The organism is Pseudomonas sp. SK2, assembly GCF_016772395.1.
In the GTDB taxonomy this organism is placed as follows: Bacteria; Pseudomonadota; Gammaproteobacteria; order Pseudomonadales; family Pseudomonadaceae; genus Aquipseudomonas; species Aquipseudomonas taiwanensis.
In genome coordinates this window covers 3,772,071-3,790,328 of the sequence record NZ_CP061944.1, presented here as the reverse complement: position 1 = coordinate 3,790,328, position 18,258 = coordinate 3,772,071, and the positions used below count along the sequence as shown (strand labels likewise).

At 61.5% G+C, this 18,258-nt stretch carries 20 protein-coding genes; 10 read left to right on the top strand and 10 right to left on the bottom strand.

The genetic code is table 11. From position 1 onward, the window contains the following. Positions 1-63: 63 nt before the first annotated feature. From IF103_RS16975 to IF103_RS16955, 5 genes are all read right to left on the bottom strand, one after another. Complete coding sequence (locus tag IF103_RS16975; RefSeq protein WP_023381582.1) at positions 64-627, bottom strand: hypothetical protein; 564 nt, start codon at positions 625-627, stop codon at positions 64-66. Positions 628-852: 225 nt separating this feature from the next. Beyond that, positions 853-2,232 carry a dihydrolipoyl dehydrogenase gene (gene lpdA, locus IF103_RS16970; RefSeq protein WP_104883413.1) on the bottom strand — a complete coding sequence of 460 codons (1,380 nt, stop codon included), beginning with the start codon at positions 2,230-2,232 and terminating at the stop codon, positions 853-855. A gap of 2 nt (positions 2,233-2,234) precedes the next feature. Next, positions 2,235-3,506 (bottom strand): dihydrolipoamide acetyltransferase family protein, encoded by a 1,272-nt coding sequence (locus IF103_RS16965; RefSeq protein ID WP_027908226.1) that lies wholly within the window; start codon positions 3,504-3,506, stop codon positions 2,235-2,237. Next, complete coding sequence (locus tag IF103_RS16960; RefSeq protein ID WP_023381579.1) at positions 3,507-4,565, bottom strand: alpha-ketoacid dehydrogenase subunit beta; 1,059 nt, start codon at positions 4,563-4,565, stop codon at positions 3,507-3,509. A 1-nt stretch (position 4,566) separates the two neighbouring features. Further along, positions 4,567-5,799, bottom strand: a complete 1,233-nt coding sequence (locus IF103_RS16955; RefSeq protein WP_023381578.1) for a 3-methyl-2-oxobutanoate dehydrogenase (2-methylpropanoyl-transferring) subunit alpha — start codon at positions 5,797-5,799, stop codon at positions 4,567-4,569. Positions 5,800-5,996: 197 nt separating this feature from the next. On the opposite strand from IF103_RS16955, the gene bkdR reads away from it, so the two are divergent. The 3 genes from bkdR (at position 5,997) to IF103_RS16940 (ending at position 9,428) form a co-directional block, all read left to right on the top strand. Next, positions 5,997-6,482 carry a Bkd operon transcriptional regulator BkdR gene (bkdR, locus tag IF103_RS16950; protein ID WP_023381577.1) on the top strand — a complete coding sequence of 162 codons (486 nt, stop codon included), beginning with the start codon at positions 5,997-5,999 and terminating at the stop codon, positions 6,480-6,482. Between the two features lie 234 nt (positions 6,483-6,716). Further along, positions 6,717-7,958: a glutamine synthetase family protein gene (locus IF103_RS16945; RefSeq protein WP_177325265.1), complete on the top strand. Its 1,242-nt coding sequence runs from the start codon at positions 6,717-6,719 to the stop codon at positions 7,956-7,958. Positions 7,959-8,087: 129 nt separating this feature from the next. Beyond that, a complete protein-coding gene (locus IF103_RS16940) occupies positions 8,088-9,428 on the top strand; it encodes an MFS transporter (RefSeq protein WP_023381575.1) in 1,341 nt (446 codons plus the stop codon). 46 nt (positions 9,429-9,474) lie between these two features. Here the strand turns inward: IF103_RS16940 and IF103_RS16935 are convergent, their stop codons facing one another. From IF103_RS16935 to flgA, 5 genes are all read right to left on the bottom strand, one after another. After that, positions 9,475-10,044, bottom strand: coding sequence for a hypothetical protein (locus IF103_RS16935; protein WP_023381574.1), 570 nt, complete (start codon positions 10,042-10,044; stop codon positions 9,475-9,477). Positions 10,045-10,222: 178 nt separating this feature from the next. Beyond that, complete coding sequence (locus IF103_RS16930) at positions 10,223-10,966, bottom strand: flagellar brake protein (protein ID WP_023381573.1); 744 nt, start codon at positions 10,964-10,966, stop codon at positions 10,223-10,225. An 80-nt stretch (positions 10,967-11,046) separates the two neighbouring features. Next, positions 11,047-11,514, bottom strand: a complete 468-nt coding sequence (locus tag IF103_RS16925) for a flagella synthesis protein FlgN (protein ID WP_023381572.1) — start codon at positions 11,512-11,514, stop codon at positions 11,047-11,049. A gap of 51 nt (positions 11,515-11,565) precedes the next feature. Then, entirely contained in the window at positions 11,566-11,880 is a 315-nt protein-coding gene (flgM, locus tag IF103_RS16920; protein ID WP_023381571.1) for a flagellar biosynthesis anti-sigma factor FlgM, read from the bottom strand. A 152-nt stretch (positions 11,881-12,032) separates the two neighbouring features. Beyond that, a complete protein-coding gene (flgA, locus tag IF103_RS16915) occupies positions 12,033-12,785 on the bottom strand; it encodes a flagellar basal body P-ring formation chaperone FlgA (RefSeq protein ID WP_023381570.1) in 753 nt (250 codons plus the stop codon). Positions 12,786-12,849: 64 nt separating this feature from the next. Between flgA and IF103_RS16910 the strand changes: the two genes are divergently transcribed. The 7 genes from IF103_RS16910 (at position 12,850) to IF103_RS16880 (ending at position 18,247) form a co-directional block, all read left to right on the top strand. Next, positions 12,850-13,779 carry a chemotaxis protein CheV gene (locus IF103_RS16910; protein ID WP_023381569.1) on the top strand — a complete coding sequence of 310 codons (930 nt, stop codon included), beginning with the start codon at positions 12,850-12,852 and terminating at the stop codon, positions 13,777-13,779. A 52-nt stretch (positions 13,780-13,831) separates the two neighbouring features. Beyond that, positions 13,832-14,659: a protein-glutamate O-methyltransferase CheR gene (gene cheR, locus IF103_RS16905; protein ID WP_202675502.1), complete on the top strand. Its 828-nt coding sequence runs from the start codon at positions 13,832-13,834 to the stop codon at positions 14,657-14,659. 385 nt (positions 14,660-15,044) lie between these two features. Further along, entirely contained in the window at positions 15,045-15,452 is a 408-nt protein-coding gene (flgB, locus tag IF103_RS16900; RefSeq protein WP_023381567.1) for a flagellar basal body rod protein FlgB, read from the top strand. A 2-nt stretch (positions 15,453-15,454) separates the two neighbouring features. Further along, the gene (gene flgC / locus IF103_RS16895) at positions 15,455-15,898 is read left to right on the top strand and encodes a flagellar basal body rod protein FlgC (RefSeq protein WP_023381566.1); all 444 of its coding nucleotides are present in this window, start codon (positions 15,455-15,457) and stop codon (positions 15,896-15,898) included. A 15-nt stretch (positions 15,899-15,913) separates the two neighbouring features. After that, positions 15,914-16,624 carry a flagellar hook assembly protein FlgD gene (gene flgD, locus IF103_RS16890; RefSeq protein WP_023381565.1) on the top strand — a complete coding sequence of 237 codons (711 nt, stop codon included), beginning with the start codon at positions 15,914-15,916 and terminating at the stop codon, positions 16,622-16,624. 33 nt (positions 16,625-16,657) lie between these two features. Further along, entirely contained in the window at positions 16,658-18,010 is a 1,353-nt protein-coding gene (gene flgE / locus IF103_RS16885; RefSeq protein ID WP_023381564.1) for a flagellar hook protein FlgE, read from the top strand. Positions 18,011-18,061: 51 nt separating this feature from the next. Beyond that, a complete protein-coding gene (locus IF103_RS16880; protein WP_104881393.1) occupies positions 18,062-18,247 on the top strand; it encodes a hypothetical protein in 186 nt (61 codons plus the stop codon). Positions 18,248-18,258: the final 11 nt, after the last annotated feature.

Here is an 18,258-nt window from a genome sequence, read left to right as displayed (position 1 = left end):
CACGACCTGGGCGTCGGCCCTTTCATGTGCGGTTCTCCTTGACCGGGATAAAGGCGAGGAGGATCAGACCTCCATCGCTTCCAGGGCCTTCTCGCGGTCCTGTGCGCTCTGCGATGTCGCCACGTCAGCGCCTACCTGGGCCCGCGCTTCACTCAGCGCCTGTTGTTGCACCTTGGCCTGGGTGTTCATCTCGATATCTTCCTTGATCCGCTGGGCGATCTGCTCACCGATCTTCTGCTTCTGCTCCGGCGGCAGGGCTTCGAACTCCTCGACCGTCAGGCCCAGTTCTGCCAGAACCTTCTCCTGCACCTTCTCTTCCGGTGTCTTGGCCATGTACTCACGGAATTCCTGCAGGGCATTGCTGGTGTCCTGCGAGTTGATGCTGGCCTGCTGGCGCGCCGCGATGTCGGGGTTTTGCAGCAGCACCTTGAGTTTGGCGAAGGCCTCTTCGCGGGCATCTTCGGCGTTTTGCTGTGCAGTGTTGCCCTGACTGTTCTGTTGAGCCGAGGTATTGCTGGTGGTTACCGGGGGACGTGTCTGCACGACTTCGGCCAGTGCCTGTTCATTGCTGACTCGCTGCTGTTGGATGTTCGCCTGCCAGCCCAGGCCGTTGGATGTAATGAGCATGTTTCCTCCTTGGAAAGGTATAGGACAGGAGGGGGGGTCGCAAAAGCTGTGCCAGGCGCGAAAAGCGCGAACGTAGAGCGCTTTGGCCATTTCCGGCGGGCATTTGCTCGGAACATGCTTGCCCTTGTGCGGAATGACCTTGCCGCAGGCGGCAAGCACGGGATGAAAAAAGACCCGCGGCGCCTGGGGCGCAGCGGGCCAACATCGGCCGTAGCCGCTTCAGTGTCAGATATGCAGTGCGTGGCCCAAGGCGCGCAGTGCTGCTTCCTGCACCGCCTCGCCCAAGGTCGGATGGGCGTGGATGGTGCCGGCGATATCCTCCAGTCGCGCACCCATTTCCAGTGACTGGGCAAAGGCGGTGGACAGCTCGGAGACCGCCACGCCAACCGCTTGCCAGCCAAGGATCAGATGGTTGTCGCGACGCGCCACCACCCGCACGAATCCGCTTTTCGACTCCAGGCTCATGGCCCGGCCATTGGCGGCGAACGGGAACTGCGCGACGATACAGTCAAGGCCTTGCGCGGTTGCCTGCTCGGGGGTTTTGCCGACCACCACCACTTCCGGGTCGGTGAAACACACCGCCGCAATGGCCGCAGGCTCGAAACGCCGTGCCCTGCCGGCGATGATTTCGGCCACCATCTCACCTTGCGCCATGGCGCGATGGGCAAGCATGGGTTCGCCCGCCACGTCACCGATGGCCCAGACATTGCGCATGCTGGTCTGGCAGCGGTCGTCGACGGCAATGGCCGCGCCGTTCATCTTCAGGTCCAGGCATTCCAGGTTGTAGCCCTGGGTACGGGGACGGCGTCCGACCGCCACCAGCACCCGGTCGGCGTCCAGGCTCAACTGCGCGCCCTGGCTGTCGCGGGCCAGCAGGCAGCCATCGGCATAGCCCTCGACGCTGTGGCCAAGGTGCAGCCGGACACCCAGTTTCTTCAAGGTTTCGGCCACGGGTGCGGTCAGTTCGCTGTCGTAGGTCGGCAGGATGCGCTCGCGTGCCTCGACCACGCTGACCTCGGCGCCCAGCTTGCGGTAGGCGATGCCCAGCTCAAGGCCGATGTAGCCGCCGCCGACCACCACCAGATGCCGGGGCAGGGTCGTGGGCGCCAGGGCTTCGGTGGACGAGATGACGGCACCACCCAGTGGCAGCATCGGCAACTCGACGCTGTTCGAGCCAGTGGCCAGCAACAGGTGTTCACACTGGATGCGCTGGCCGTCGACCTCGACATGCTTGCCGTCGAGGATCTTCGCCCAGCCATGGATCACCTTCACGCCATGCTTCTTCAGCAAGGTCGCCACGCCGGTGGTAAGACGGTCGACGATGCCATCTTTCCACGCCACGCTGCGGCCGATGTCCAGGGTTGGCGAGCTTACGCTGATGCCAAGCGGCGACTGTTCGGTGTGCCGTGTCATCTGATGGAACTGCTCGGCCACGTGGATCAGTGCCTTGGAGGGTATGCAGCCGACGTTCAGACAGGTACCGCCCAGGGCCTGGCCTTCCACCAGCACGGTGGGGATGCCCAGTTGCCCGGCACGGATGGCGGCCACGTAACCGCCAGGGCCGCCGCCAATGATCAGCAGTGTGGTATCGATAGTCTGTTGCATGCTCACTCCACGAACAGGCAGGCGGGTTGCTCAAGCAGGCCGCGCACGGCCTGGATGAACAAAGCGGCATCCATGCCATCGACCACGCGGTGGTCGAACGAGCTGGACAGGTTCATCATCTTGCGCACCACGATCTGGCCGTCGATCACCACGGGCCGCTCGACGATGCGGTTGACCCCGACGATGGCGACTTCCGGGGTGTTGACCACCGGCGTGCTGACGATGCCGCCCAAGGCGCCAAGGCTGGTCAGGGTGATGGTCGAGCCGGACAGCTCCTCGCGGCTGGCCTTGTTGTTGCGGGCAGCGAGGGCCAAGCGCGCGATTTCGCTGGCATTGCCCCACAGGCTGCCGGCCTCGGCGTGACGCAGCACCGGCACCATCAGGCCGTTGTCGCCCTGGGTGGCGATGCCGACGTGCACCGCGCCGTGACGGGTGATGACCTGGGCGTCGTCATCGTAGGTGGCGTTGATCTGTGGGAAGTCGCGCAGGGCTACGACCAGCGCACGAACCAGGAATGGCAACAGGGTGAGCTTGCCTCGGCTTTCACCGTGCTTCTGGTTCAGTTGCTGGCGCAGGGCTTCCAGCGCGGTGACGTCGATTTCCTCGACATAGCTGAAGTGCGCCACTCGGCGCTTGGCATCCTGCATGCGCTGGGCAATCTTGCGGCGCAGGCCGATCACCTGCACCTGTTCACTGTCAGTGCGCTTGGCGTAGCCCATCGGCGCTTGTCCGGCGCTGGTCTGCGGTTTGCTCATGAACGCATCGAGGTCTTCGTGCAGGATACGCCCAGCCGGGCCGCTGCCGTGCACGTAACGCAGTTCGATGCCCGCATCCAGCGCCCGCTTGCGTACGGCGGGGGAGGCCAGTGGTTTCTCATTGGCCTGGCGCGGCACGATGGGGGCCGCCGAACAAGCGGCAGTGGGCTGGCTGGCCACCGGCTTTGCGTGCGGTTGCGGCTCAATGGCAGCCGGCGCCGCCACTGTCGGTGTTTCAAGCGCTTTGGGCTGCGGTACATCCACATGGTTGCCGCTGCCTTCCACTTCGATGCGGATCAGCTCGCTGCCGACCGCCATCACTTCCCCAGGCTGACCGCCAAGGGCCAGCACCTTGCCGCTCACTGGTGAGGGAATTTCCACGGTGGCTTTGTCGGTCATGACATCGGCCACCACCTGGTCTTCGGTGATGACATCACCGACCTTGACGAACCACTCGACCAACTCGACCTGTGCGATGCCTTCGCCGATGTCCGGCATCTTGATGACGTGCGTGCCCATTCAGACCTCCATGACCCGTTTCAATGCCGCGCCTACCCGAGAAGGGCCTGGGAAGTAAGCCCATTCCTGTGCATGAGGGTAGGGAGTGTCCCAGCCGGTCACACGCTCGATGGGGGCTTCGAGGTGGTGGAAGCAATGCTCCTGGACCAGCGAAACCAGTTCGGCGCCGAAGCCGCAGGTGCGGGTGGCTTCGTGCACCACCACGCAACGGCCGGTCTTCTTCACCGACTCGACGATGGTCTCAAGGTCCAGCGGCCAGAGGCTGCGCAGGTCGATTACCTCGGCGTCCACGCCGGTTTCCTCGGCGGCTACCTGGGCGACGTAGACGGTGGTGCCGTAGGTCAGCACGGTGACATCGTTGCCCGGGCGGGTGATGGCGGCCTTGTCCAGCGGCACGGTGTAGTAACCGTCCGGCACGGCGCTCTGCGGGTGTTTCGACCAGGGCGTTACCGGGCGTTCGTGGTGGCCATCGAAGGGGCCGTTGTACAGGCGCTTGGGCTCGAGGAAGATCACCGGGTCGTCGCATTCGATCGAAGCGATCAACAAGCCTTTGGCGTCGTAGGGGTTGGACGGCATCACGGTACGCAGGCCGCACACCTGGGTGAACATCGCCTCAGGGCTCTGGCTGTGGGTCTGGCCGCCGTAGATGCCGCCGCCGCAGGGCATGCGCAGGGTCAGCGGGGCGATGAACTCACCGGCGGAACGATAGCGCAGGCGTGCCATTTCCGAGACGATCTGGTCGGAGGCAGGATAGAAGTAGTCGGCGAACTGGATTTCCACCACTGGCCGCAAACCATAGGCGCCCATGCCCACGGCGGTGCCGACGATACCGCTTTCGGAAATCGGTGCGTCGAACACCCGCGACTTGCCGTACTTGTTCTGCAGGCCCTCGGTGCAACGGAACACGCCGCCGAAGTAACCGACGTCCTGGCCGTAGATCACCACGTTGTCATCGCGCTCGAGCATGACATCCATGGCCGAGCGCAGGGCCTGGATCATGGTCATGGTAGTGGTGGCCATGGCGGTTTCCGGTTTGATGCTGTTGTTGTGATCGTTCATCTCAAACCCCCAGTTCCTGGCGTTGGCGGCGCAGGTGATCGGGCATCTCCTTGTACACGTCCTCGAACATCGAGGCGGCGCTTGGAATATGGCCGTTGGCCAGGGTGCCGTATTGTTCGGCTTCCTTCTGCGCGGCCAGGACGGCGGCCTCCAGCTCGGCGGTCACAGCCTGGTGTTCTTCCTCGGACCATTGGCCGATGGCGATCAAGTGCTGTTTCAGGCGCAGGATCGGGTCGCCCAGTGGGAAGTGGCTCCAGTCATCGGCAGGGCGGTACTTGGACGGGTCATCCGAAGTCGAGTGCGGGCCGGCGCGGTAGGTAACCCACTCGATCAGGGTCGGCCCCAAACCACGGCGAGCACGCTCGGCGGCCCACCGCGAGGCGGCGTAAACGGCCAGGAAGTCGTTGCCATCGACGCGCAGCGACGCGATACCGCAGCCTACGCCACGTCCGGCAAAAGTGGTCGACTCGCCACCGGCAATGGCCTGGAAGGTGGAGATCGCCCACTGGTTGTTGACCACATTGAGGATGACCGGCGCACGGTAGACGTGAGCGAAGGTCAAGGCGGTGTGGAAGTCCGACTCGGCGGTGGCGCCATCGCCGATCCAGGCAGAGGCGATCTTGGTGTCGCCCTTGATCGCCGAGGCCATGGCCCAGCCAACGGCCTGGACGAACTGGGTGGCCAGGTTGCCGCTGATGGTGAAGAAGCCCGCTTCGCGCACCGAATACATGATTGGCAGCTGGCGCCCCTTGAGCGGGTCGCGCTCGTTGGACAGCAGTTGGCAGATCATCTCCACCAGCGACACGTCGCGGGCCATCAGAATGCTCTGCTGACGATAGGTGGGGAAGCACATGTCGGTGCGGTTCAGGGCCAGGGCCTGGGCGCTGCCGATGGCTTCCTCGCCCAGGCTCTGCATGTAGAAGGACATCTTCTTCTGGCGCTGGGCGACCACCATGCGGTTGTCGAAGATGCGCGTCTTGAGCATGGCGCGCATGCCTTGACGCAATACCTTCGGATCGATGTCCTCGGCCCATGGACCCAGGGCATTGCCCTGTTCGTCCAACACACGAATCAGGCTGTAGGACAGGTCTGAGGTGTCGGCAGGTTCGACGTCGATCGGTGGTTTACGGACTTGACCCGCATCGTTCAGACGCAGGTAGGAGAAATCGGTCTGGCAGCCTGGCCGGCCGGTAGGCTCGGGCACATGCAAACGCAGGGGGGCGTACTCGTTCATGCTTTTTACGCTCGCTCGGATGTTGTTTTTGTGAGCTCTGAAGCGGCCGCCGCTGAATACCGGCTTGTGACTGGTAAGTCAGCGTCATTTACATCTTAGAGGCACGGCGGAAGAATTTTTCTCTCAAGTTGATTGCCTTTGCAGTGCGGGGAAGATAAACATTCCGCATAAACACAAAAAACCGGTGAATTTGTCTCATGCGCAAACTCGATCGTACGGATATCGGCATTCTCAACAGCCTTCAGGAAAACGCTCGCATCACCAACGCCGAGCTTGCGCGCTCGGTGAACCTCTCGCCCACGCCCTGTTTCAACCGGGTCAAGGCCATGGAAGAGCTGGGCGTGATTCGTCAGCAGGTGACGTTACTGGCGCCTGAAGTGCTTGGTCTGGATGTGAACGTGTTCATCCATGTCAGCCTGGAGAAGCAGGTGGAGCAATCGCTGCATCGCTTCGAAGAGGAGATTGCCGAGCGGCCGGAAGTGATGGAGTGCTACCTGATGACGGGAGATCCCGACTATCTACTGCGGGTCTTGTTGCCGAGCATCCAGGCGCTGGAGCGGTTTCTCGATTACCTGACCCGTTTACCGGGGGTGGCGAATATTCGTTCCAGCTTCGCGTTGAAGCAGGTGCGATACAAGACCGCATTGCCGTTGCCGGCCAACGGGATGACGTTGCGGGAATAGGGCGCCTGTAATGGGATAGACGCCGGCTTGCCGGCGATGACTGTGGCAGGCAAGCACCTTGCCGTAGGTGCTTGATATTTTAAACACCCCCAGCCTAATGTTGTTTCAGCTGATAACAACAAGGACCGCGTCATGACCACCGCCAGCCCGCGCTCGCTCGCCGAGCGCCTCAAGGGCATCGACCAGATCGAATGCGTCACCCCCGACCTCAACGGCGTTCCGCGCGGCAAGGTGATGACCGCCGAAGGTTTTCTCGAAGGCCGGCGCCTGCAGATGGCGCGCGGAGTCCTGCTGCAATGCATCATGGGGGGGTATCCTCCGGCGAAGTTCTACGGAAGCGACGACGGTGACCTGGCCCTTGCTGCAGACCCGGCTCACATCTATCGTCTGCCTTGGAGCGACGGGGGGCTGGCCTTGGCGATTTGCGACGCCAACGAGCTGAGTGGCAATCCGTCAGGCTTGTCCACGCGCGGTCTGCTAAAAGCAGTCATCGCCCGATACGCTAGCCTGGGCCTGGCGCCAGTAGTGGCGACCGAGCTTGAGTTCTTCGTCTTCGCCGCCAACAGTGACCCGGTTCAGCCCTTCTTGCCGCCGCTTGGCAAGGATGGCCGCCGCGAACTTGGTCACTCGGCGTTCAGCGTCAGCTCCAACCACGGTCTTCGGCCTTTCTTCGCCGAGGTGTACCAGTGCATGGCGGCCATGGGCCTGCCGCGTGACACCTTCATGCACGAGATGGGCGTCAGCCAGTTCGAGATCAACCTGTTGCACGGTGATCCGCTGTTGCTGGCTGACCAGACCTTCCTGTTCAAGCACTTGCTCAAGGAAGTGGCGCTCAAGCATGGCCTGACCGTGGTCTGCATGGCCAAGCCACTGGCCAGGACGCCTGGTAGCTCGATGCACATCCACCAGAGCCTGGTGCAGATCGACACAGGGCGCACTGTGTTCAGCGATGACCAGGGCCAGGCGACCGAGACCTTCTACCACTTCATCGGTGGCTTGCAGGCCTGCCTGGCCGACTTCACCGCGTTGTTCGCGCCCAACGTCAATTCCTATCAGCGCCTGTGCCACCCGTATGCCTCGCCGAACAACGCCTGCTGGTCGCAGGACAACCGCGCCGCGGGCTTGCGCATTCCCGCCAGCGCGCCGGCGGCGCGGCGGGTCGAGAACCGTCTACCAGGTGCGGATGCCAACCCTTACCTGGCTATTGCCGCCAGTCTTGCGGCGGGCCTGCACGGTATCGAGCAGCGCCTGCAGCCGACGCCGGCCATCCAGGGCGAGTTCGAGGTGCCGGAACACCTGAGTCTGCCCTGCACGCTGCACGCTGCGTTGGAGCGCCTCCAGCGCAGTGGCCTGGCGCGGGAGCTGTTCGGGGATGAGTTCATCGAGGGTTACCTGGCCACCAAGACGATGGAGCTGACGGATTTCTTCGATGAGATCACGCCTTGGGAGCGGCGAGTGCTGGCGACACAGGCCTGAACGCGACACAAGCACGACTGGATGCGCCTTTGACCAGGTATTTCACCTTCAAGGGCCTGCGCCGTGGCCGATTTACTTTTATGCTTGCCTGCAACCAACGCCACCTGACCAGGGAGCTAGACGGGACGTATGCGTAACATCTGGAAGCCGTTTCAGTCGCTGTATTTCGCGGCCTTGATGATGCTGATCGGCTCAGGCCTGCTCAGTACCTACCTGGCCCTGCGCCTGGCGGCCGATCATGTCGACAGCCTGTGGGTGGGTGCGCTGATGGCGGCCAACTATTTTGGCCTGGCGGTGGGCGGCAAGGTCGGTCACCGACTGATCGGCAGGGTGGGGCACATTCGTGCCTACGCGACCTGTGCCGGAATCGTAGGTGCGGCGGTATTGGGCCACGGCCTGACCAATTGGCTGCCGGTCTGGGTCGGGCTGAGGATGATCGTCGGCCTGGGCATGATGTGCCAGTACATGGTGATCGAAAGCTGGCTCAACGAGCAGGCGGATGCCAAGCACCGTGGTGCGGTGTTCAGTGGCTACATGATCGCCTCGTACCTGGGGTTGGTACTCGGTCAGTTGATCCTGGTGGTGCACCCGCAGTTGGGGCCTGAGCTGCTGATGCTGGTCGCCATGTGCTTTGCCCTGTGCCTGGTTCCGGTTGCCATGACCCGGCGGATTCACCCGGCGCCGCTGCGCCCGGCACCGATGGAGCCGAAGTTCTTCATCAAGCGGGTACCGCAGTCGCTGAGCACGGTGTTGGGTTCGGGCCTGATCGTCGGTTCGTTCTACGGCCTGGCGCCGCTGTATGCCTCCAGCCAAGGGCTGTCCACCGAACAGATCGGTCTGTTCATGGGTAGCTGCATCTTTGCCGGCCTGCTGGTGCAGTGGCCGTTGGGCTGGCTATCAGATCGCTACGATCGCGCGGTGCTGATCCGCAGCGTCGCCGTGGGGCTGGCGCTGGCTTCGGCACCTTTGGCCTTCCTGCCCAGTGTGCCGCTGGAGTTGCTGTTCGGCATTGGCTTCGTGATTTCTCTGTTGCAGTTCTGCCTGTATCCGTTGGCAGTGGCATTCTCCAATGACCACGTCGAAAGCGAGCGACGGGTTTCATTGACCGCCATGCTGCTGGTCACCTACGGCGTGGGTGCGTGCATAGGGCCCTTGGCAGCGGGGGTGCTCATGAAGGTGCTGGGCGCGCAAATGCTGTACGCCTTCTTCGTGTTCTTCGCGTTGGTACTGGTATGGCGGATCCGACCGAAAGCGGTTACCGGTCTGCATCAGGTGCAGGACGCGCCGCTGGGTCACGTGGCGATGCCGGCGGCGGGCTCGCCGCTGTCGGCGGCACTTGACCCGCGGGTTGACGAACAGACCGTGCAGGACATGATGCAGGCGCCGGTAGCGGCGGAGGATACCGAGGAAGATCAGGCGCCAAGGGCCAATGGCGTCAAGCCTGAGGCAGAGGTGGACCGTTCGGTTTGACGCGGTGAGCAATCCGCAGTGGCCGGTGGGGCCATCGCGGATCGCCTCAGGCAACCGTGATGTTACGCAGTTGGAATCTCAATATCTCGCCGTCCATGTTCCCGGCGTTGAGAAACCAGTGATGCAAATGCGGTTTGTTCCTCGTGTAGACGCTTTTGATGTGTGCCACCCTGTAGCCGTCCTTGTCGCGTAGGTAGAACTCGATGTTCTCGGCGCTCTGGATGTCGCCATCCCATGGCTGTAGCGTTTCGATTTTCCAGATCGTCTGGCGGGTGGGCAGCAGGTTCACAGGATTCAGCGCGTCAATGATCCTTCCTGCCACGTGCGTCCCGTACAGGCCAAGCCAGCCGTTCTTGTTCTGTTGGAGCCTCGCACCTCGATACTCCCAGGTGTCCGCGCACTGGATGCGGTAAAGGGTGCGGTCATGTTTTTCCTCGATGAACACGAATTCGAACGTGATCGGCCTGAAACTCAGCGTTGCGCCTCGATAATCTTCGGTGCACAGCCAGCCGTCCTGGTCGGCGGCGTAAAGCGGGTGCGCTGCCAGCGGTGTTTCGACAACGCCTACCCGGCCGTGCTGGCAATGTAATTCGGCGGTAAATGTGCGATGCAGCATCGTGTGTCCTCGGCTCGAAGCGTTCTTGGCGCGGTGCGGGACACACTAAACGGTCGGGCTTTGGCCGGTAACCTGGAAACGCTGCAGCAAAGGGGAGCTGCTTGTTAGGCTGCAAGTCATCCGGGCGGAAAAACGAAAACGCCACCCATTGGGTGGCGTTCACGGAGGAGGCGAGCGATCAATAATCGTCTTTGTCGAACCGGCGCGCTTCACGCTGCAGCTGGTAAACGAAACTTTCGATCTTGCGTTGCGCCTGGCCGTTCAGGTTATGGAAGCGCACGCCCGCGAAAGTGGTGTTGATCCGCTCTTCGAAGTGCAGGTGGCGCAGCTCGACCATGGTATCCACCAGGCCCAGGGGGTTGCCGGACTTGAACCGTTCGTACACTTGGCCCAGCTGCAGGCGCTCGGAAACGTCGCCTTCAAAACGCAGTTTGCAGCCGGTGGCCGAAATATCCAGCAGTTTGCCACGCAGGGCACCGTTACCCTTGAGGTGGGTGCCGTCAAGGATGACGTCGACCAGTTGCGAGAGCTTCAGCGCAGCGCGAAAGGCATTGCGACGCTGGTGGTAGGTCATCTCCCTCGGCAGGCCGCCACGGTAGCAGCGGTGACCATCGACTTCGCTGATTCGCAGCTGATCGTTGCATTCCCAGGCGATGCGCACGCCATCATGGAAGCCTTCGACGCGGAAGGGTTCGCCGTTCTCGATGAATTTTTCGCCATCGCGCGGGATCATTTCATCCAGGGCCAGGACATCGCTATCGCGGTCCACTTGCACCACGTAACTCTGGAACCGCTGGCTACGCTCATGGAAGGTGATGATCAGAGGATCGTGGCTTTCCTGCAACTGGCGTAGGTTGGCCGCGATCTCCAAAGGCGTGGTCAGCACCTTTGGTGGCTGCGGAGCGTCGGTTTCATTGAACACGGGTTATCAATCTCCAGGCAAAAACGGCACACGCAAGTTACGGCATTTTGCCATTATGTTCCGTGCCTTGATAGAACTAATCACACTTGGCTGAGCGCCCGGGGCTTGTTCATTGGCGAGGTGGTGCCACGGCTGTCATACAGGGACGGAGAGTCGCCACCGTTGAGAATTCGGATCTGGTTGGCCGTGGTGTGTTGTTGCATCTGGATGATACGGCCATTGGTCTCGTTGACCTTCTTGCAGGCATCCAGCAATTGGCCGAGTACATCAAGCTGCTGCATGATGATTTCGCCGTTGGACGATTGTGCGGCCAGGGCTTGCACGCCAGCACGGTCGGGGCTCAGGCCCAGCTGGGTGAGCAACTGGTTGCGTCGCTGCCCCTGCTGCTCCAGCAAGACGATCAAAGACTGCTTACGGGCCAGAATGTGCTCCAGCACCATCATGTCGCGGCCATGCAGGGCCAGCGCTTCCTTTTCAAGAAGCTCGAGCAGCTCCTGAGTGGGGGCGATGTCGTCTTCGATCAGTTGCAGCAGAGTGATATCGTGCATGGCTAACTCTTAGGCCTTTATTAGCGTCCGTGAAGTCAGCGCGCCGTAAGGTTAGCGCTGGGCTTCGAAATCAAGCAGTTTGCTGGCGACCCGGCCGGCATCGACCTGGTAGCTGCCGTCTGCGATCGCCTGTTTCAACTGGGCCACACGGGCGCTGTTGACCTCGGGTTGATCGCGCAGCTTGTCGCTGATCTTCTGCAACTGCTGAGCCTCTTGGCTGAGGTGTACCGCTTCTCCGCTGGCGCTGGCGCTTTTCGGCGCCTCTTGGGTTTCGCCGGTTTTGTCGGCGCTACCGGACGCGGTGTTGCCGCGTACGCCGCCCGTGATGGACGGAGAGTTATTCAAACGACTGAAGTCGATGACCATGATCAGAAACCTCTGGGTATTTGGACGCTTGCCTTGTTTTCGGCCAACCCGAAAGAAACTTTAGGCACAAATGCATAGCCGCCTGGCAGCGCGCTCGCGAACCCGATTTCTGACACAGTTTAGGAAAAGCAGTTCCTCACTGCCAGTCCATTCTACATGGCGACCTCCACCTGCCCTGGGCCTGTGACCCGGGCTTTTACCACGCGTTTGGAGTTCAGGTTGCGGATGCGGATCTGTTCGCCGATGCCGCCTTTGCTGAGCGCTTCGCCTGGCATGCGCACGCTCAGGGTGCCGCTGCGCGCAACGATCACCACGTGGTCGCCCTTGCGCACGACGTCGGCCTGTTCCAGGTGTTGGGGAGTCAAGACCTGGTCGAGCACCGTGGGGCGCAGCACTTTCATCTCAAGCGCCTGGTCGAGTTCGGTGAGAAAGCCTTGGTTCAGCGTTCCGACATCCCGTTCGCGCAGGGCGACGTCACCCTCGCCGACCGTGCTGCCGCGCTTGAGTGGGCGGGTGGCCACCACCACGTCGCGATACAGCCGCACGGTGGCCGGCACGAATACCGTCCAGGGGGCGCTGCCATCGCAGCGTACGCGCACCGTTACCCGGCCCAGCGGCTGGGCCGGGCTTTCCAGGGAAGCGTCCAAGGCCTGGCTGCACAGTGGCATGCGTAGGCGCGGGTCGAGCGAATTGACCTGGATGTCGTAGCGGCCCGCGGTCTGGGTCGTGGCCAGGTAATCCTCAACGGTAAATTCAAGAAACCCTTGGGTGACACCGATAAGCTGTTCAGGCAAGGTGAACGCGTCCGCCAGCGTACGAGCACCGGGTGCCAGCAGGCACAGCGCGGCGAGCGTGCTGCTCAGCAGGCGGGTCAATCGTCGGAAAAATGTCGTTTTCGTGTACATGGCACTCAAAAAAGCAAAGCCCGTGCCGACTCGGTACATAGGCTGACAAGTAAAGGAGTCTGGCATGGCTGGTGTTATGGATTCGGTCAACCAGCGCACGCAACTGGTGGGGCAGAATCGCCTGGAGTTGCTGTTGTTCCGCCTCAACGGCGAGCAACTCTACGGCATCAACGTATTCAAGGTCAGGGAAGTGCTGCAGTGCCCGGAGCTGACCTTGCTGCCCAAGTCCCATCCGGTGGTGCGTGGTGTGGCCAATATTCGCGGGGCGACCATCCCGATCCTCGACTTGTCGATGGCGACCGGTTTGCCCGGCCTTACGGAAGACACGCGCAACAGCTTCGTGATCATCACCGAGTACAACACCAAGACTCAGGGCTTTTTGGTGCACTCGGTGGAGCGCATCGTCAACATGAACTGGGAAGAGATCCATCCGCCACCCAAGGGGACTGGGCGCGATCACTACCTGACGGCGGTCACCCGGGTGGACAACCGCATGGTCGAGATCATCGATGTGGAGAAGGTGCTGGCCGAAGTGGCGCCGTCGTCCGAGTCGGTGTCCGCCGGCGTGGTCGATGCCGAGGTGCAGGACAAGGCCGTGCTGCTTCGGGTGCTTACTGTCGACGACTCGTCGGTGGCGCGCAAGCAGGTCAGTCGCTGCCTGCAGACGGTCGGTGTCGAGGTGGTGGCGCTCAACGATGGTCGTCAGGCCCTGGATTACCTGCGCAAGCTGGTGGACGAGGGCAAGCGACCCGAGGAGGAGTTCCTGATGATGATCTCGGACATTGAAATGCCGGAAATGGATGGCTATACGCTGACTGCGGAGATTCGCAGTGACCCGCGTATGCAAAAGTTGCACATCGTCCTGCATACTTCATTGTCGGGGGTGTTCAACCAGGCCATGGTCAAGAAGGTCGGCGCCGATGACTTCCTGGCCAAATTCAAGCCGGACGACCTTGCCCAGCGCGTGGTCGACCGGATCAAGGCAACGCATTGAAGCAGTTGGGGGGACAGCTCCCGACACCAGTGATTGAAAAGAGGCGGCGTTAGTGTCTACGGGTAATTTGGATTTCGAACAGTTCCGGGTATTCCTGGAGAAAGCCTGTGGCATCCTGCTGGGCGAGAATAAGCAGTATCTGGTCTCCAGCCGTCTCAACAAGCTGATGGAGCAGCAGGGCATCAAGAGCTTGGGCGAGCTGGTCCAGCGTATTCAGACGCAGCCGCGTGGTGGGCTGCGCGAGCAGGTGGTCGATGCCATGACCACCAACGAGACCCTGTGGTTTCGCGACACCTATCCGTTCGAAGTGTTGAAGAACAAGGTGGTTCCGGAGTTCATCAAGAACAATCCGGGTCAGCGTCTGCGCATCTGGTCGGCGGCCTGTTCGTCGGGGCAGGAGCCTTACTCCATCTCCATGGCGCTGGACGAGTTCGAGCGCAGCAACCTAGGGCAGTTGAAGATGGGAGCGCAGATCGTCGCCACCGACCTGTCCGGTTCGATGCTGAACAACTGCAAGACGGGTGAGTACGACAGCCTGGCGATTGCCCGTGGTTTGTCCCAGGAGCGGTTGCAGCGTTACTTCGACACCAAGGGGCCAGGGCGTTGGGCGGTGAAGCCGGCCATTCGTAACCGTGTCGAGTTCCGTTCGTTCAATTTACTCGACAGCTATGCGGCGCTGGGCAAGTTCGACATCGTGTTTTGCCGCAACGTGCTGATCTACTTCTCGGCGCAGGTGAAGAAAGACATTTTGATGCGCATTCACAGCACCTTGAAACCGGGTGGTTATCTGTTCCTTGGCGCTTCCGAGGCGCTGAACGGGCTGCCGGATCATTACCAGATGGTGCAGTGCAGCCCGGGGATCATCTACCAGGCCAAGTGATCAGGAGGGGCGGGTGCTTGTCTGTGGGGTGTGGCGTCTGTGAGATCGAGCGCCGCCCGCGCGGCGCATCCCCAGCAAGGCTCGCTCCTACGTTTGTTCACGGCCAATAACGTCTGTGGCGCGCGCGCGACCGCCGCAGCGCTCCCGACCAACTCCCATCGCCCCGCCATCTGCCCTCTGACGTCAATTTTTTGTTTTGCCGCTTTTGCCGTCCGGCAATTGCCGCTCAGGCATCTCCAGGCGGAAGCACTTTGCCGCTTTTCTGGCATGCCGGCGCTGCCGGTAACCGCAAAAACCCCGCAAACATGGGCTTCTACAGGTTTGGCACAGCACTTGCTAAAGCTTTGGCAACCACACGCTGGTCAACCTTTGAAGGTTCCCTGACATGAGCATCAGTTTCGACAAGGCGCTTGGCATTCACGAAAAGGCCCTGGGCTTCCGCGCCCAGCGTGCCGAAGTGCTGGCCAACAACATCGCCAACGCCGACACGCCCAACTACAAGGCGCGTGACATGGATTTCTCGTCGGTGCTCGCCGCCGAGAGTCAGAAGCAGCAGAGCGGGCGCTTCGCCATGGAGCGTACCAACAGCCGGCACATCGAGGCCGAAGGTCTGGCCATGGCGGACGATACCCTCCAGTACCGTACGCCTGCGATGCCGTCGATCGACCAGAATACCGTCGACGCCCAGGTAGAGCAGGCCAACTACACGGAAAACGCCATGGGCTTCCAGGCCAGCTTCACCTTGCTCAACAGTAAATTCAAAGGGCTGGTTTCGGCCCTGCGCGGAGAGTAACCATGTCCCTGTCCAGTGTCTTCAACATCGCAGGCTCCGGCATGAGCGCGCAGAACACGCGTCTCAATACCGTGGCCTCCAACATCGCCAACGCCGAGACCGTTTCGTCGAGCATCGACCAGACCTACCGCGCTCGCCACCCGGTGTTCGCCACCACGTTCCAGAACGCGCAGAGCGGCGTCAGCCAGTCGCTGTTCGAAGACCAGGGTGAAGCCGGTCAAGGCGTTCAGGTCAAGGGCATCATCGAAGACCAGAGCAACCTGGAAGCGCGCTACGAGCCCAACCATCCGGCGGCGAACAAGGACGGTTACGTCTACTACCCCAACGTCAACGTGGTCGAGGAGATGGCTGACATGATCTCCGCCAGCCGTGCGTTCCAGACCAACGCCGAACTGATGAACACCGCCAAGAACATGATGCAGAAAGTACTGACCCTGGGTCAGTGATAAGGAATCCAGACCATGGCAGTCGATAGCACCAGTGGTGTGAACCTCAATGACGTCATCGCGGCGTCAGGTGTCACCACCAGCAGCGCCAAGAAGACCACGACTACCAGCGCTGCGACCGGCAACCAGACGTTGGGCAAAGATGCCTTCCTGCAGTTGCTGGTCACCCAGATGCAGAACCAGAACCCGCTGGATCCGCAGGACAACAGCGAATTCGTCGCACAGTTGGCGCAATTCAGTAGCCTCGAAGGCATCACCTCGTTGAACGAGTCGGTCAGCGCCATCACCAGCGCCATGGCTTCGTCGCAAGCGCTGCAGGCGTCCTCGCTGGTCGGTCGTTCGGTGATCGTGCAGAACGACAAGGCCATCGTCGACACCACTGAGAGCTTCAACGCGCAGTTCGTGGTGCCCCAGGCCATCAGCGAAGCGAAGATCACTATCACCGACAAGGATGGCAACACCGTCAAGACCATCGAGTTGGGCGAGCAGAAAGCCGGTTATGCCGACTTCATCTGGGATGGCACCAACAGCAAGGGCGAGAAGGTCGATCCGGGCACTTACACCTTTACCGCCACTACCACGGTGGACGGCAAGGCGGTGCAGATGAATACCTTGCTGCCAGCCAAGGTCACCAGCGTCAGCTTCAACACCACCGGCGAGATGGTGCTGAACCTGGCGGGTGTCGGCAAGGTTTCGCTGTCCGACGTACAAACCATCGGTATCTAAGGCCGATAGAACGGCAAGAAAAGGAGCAACTACATGTCTTTCAATATCGGCCTTAGCGGTCTGTACGCGGCCAACAAGCAACTGGACGTCACTGGCAACAACATCGCCAACGTCAACACCACCGGCTTTAAATCCTCCCGTGCCGAATTCGCAGACGTATACGCGGGGGCCAACCGCCTGGGCGTGGGCAAGAACCAGGTGGGTAACGGTGTGCGCTTGGCAGCGATCTCCCAGCAGTTCAGCCAGGGCGACGTCAACAACACCGGCAACGTACTGGACATGGGTATCCAAGGCCAGGGCTTCTTCATCCTGTCTGACAACGGCGCGCGTGTGTACACCCGTGCCGGTGCCTTCCAGAACAGCAAGGATAACTACGTGATCACCTCGGACGGCCTGCGCCTGCAAGGCTATGCCGCCGACGAGAACGGCAACATCAAGCGTGGCGTACTGACCGATCTCAAGATCGATACCTCCTCGCTGGCGCCGAAGGCCACCACCCTGATCGACCAGGGCATCAACCTGAACTCCGAGGCGGACATCATTCCGCTGCCGAGCGCCACGCCTGCCGGTCCGGCGTTCGACCCGGCCGACGATACTACCTATACCAAGTCGTTCCCGACCAAGGTGTATGACAGTCAGGGTAACGAGCACACCATGGAGCAGTTCTACCGCAAGACCGGGACGAACCAGTGGACCATGTACACCCTGATCGATGGCCGCAATCCGATGGACCCGACGTCGGCTGCCCCGCTGGAGGCGTCCATGACCTTCAACTCCGACGGTAGCGTGGCGTCGATGGCGACCGACCCTGCCAGCATTCCTGTGGGTGCTCCGGCCGGTGCCCAGTGGGACGTGACCAACAATACCTTCACCCTCAAGGGTTGGATTCCAGCCGCCAAGGATGCTTCGGGTAACTGGGCCTCCAACGGTTCTGCGGAAAACGCTGCGGGCATGCGCCTGTCGATGAACAGCACCACGTCCTACAACACGGAAACCGCGCGCATGTCGCAGTCCCAGGACGGCTACGCCACCGGTATCCTGTCGAGCCTGTCGATCGACTCCACCGGCGTGATGTTCGCAAGCTTCAGCAACCAGCAGTCGCGCGCCATCGGCCAGGTGGCCCTGGCCAGCTTCGCCAACGAACAGGGTCTGCAGCAGATTGGCGGCACTCGCTGGACCGAGACCTACTCCTCGGGTATTCCGGGCATTGACTCGCCGAAGACCGGTACTCTGGGTAGCGTCGAGTCCAACTCGCTGGAAGCCTCGAACGTCAACCTGACGCAAGAGCTGGTCGAGCTGATCAAGGCGCAGAGCAACTACCAGGCGAACGCCAAGACCATCTCCACCGAAAGCACCATCATGCAGACCATCATCCAGATGACCTGATGCTGGATTGAGGGTAGGGGCTGCAGGGCGGCCCCGCTTCATGGAGTTAGCATGAACAAGTGGCTCATTGCGCTGGTCGCCGTTTTTTGCCTTGCCCAGGTCCAGGCTGGCACCGCTTATTGGTGGCGCTGGGAGAGCCAGGCGGATGGCCGGCTGGTCTGTTCGCAATGGTCGCCGGGTGATGGCTGGAAGAAGTTCGCCGGGCCATACACCAATGGTGGCTGCAGGGAGCCATAGCGCCACTTGGG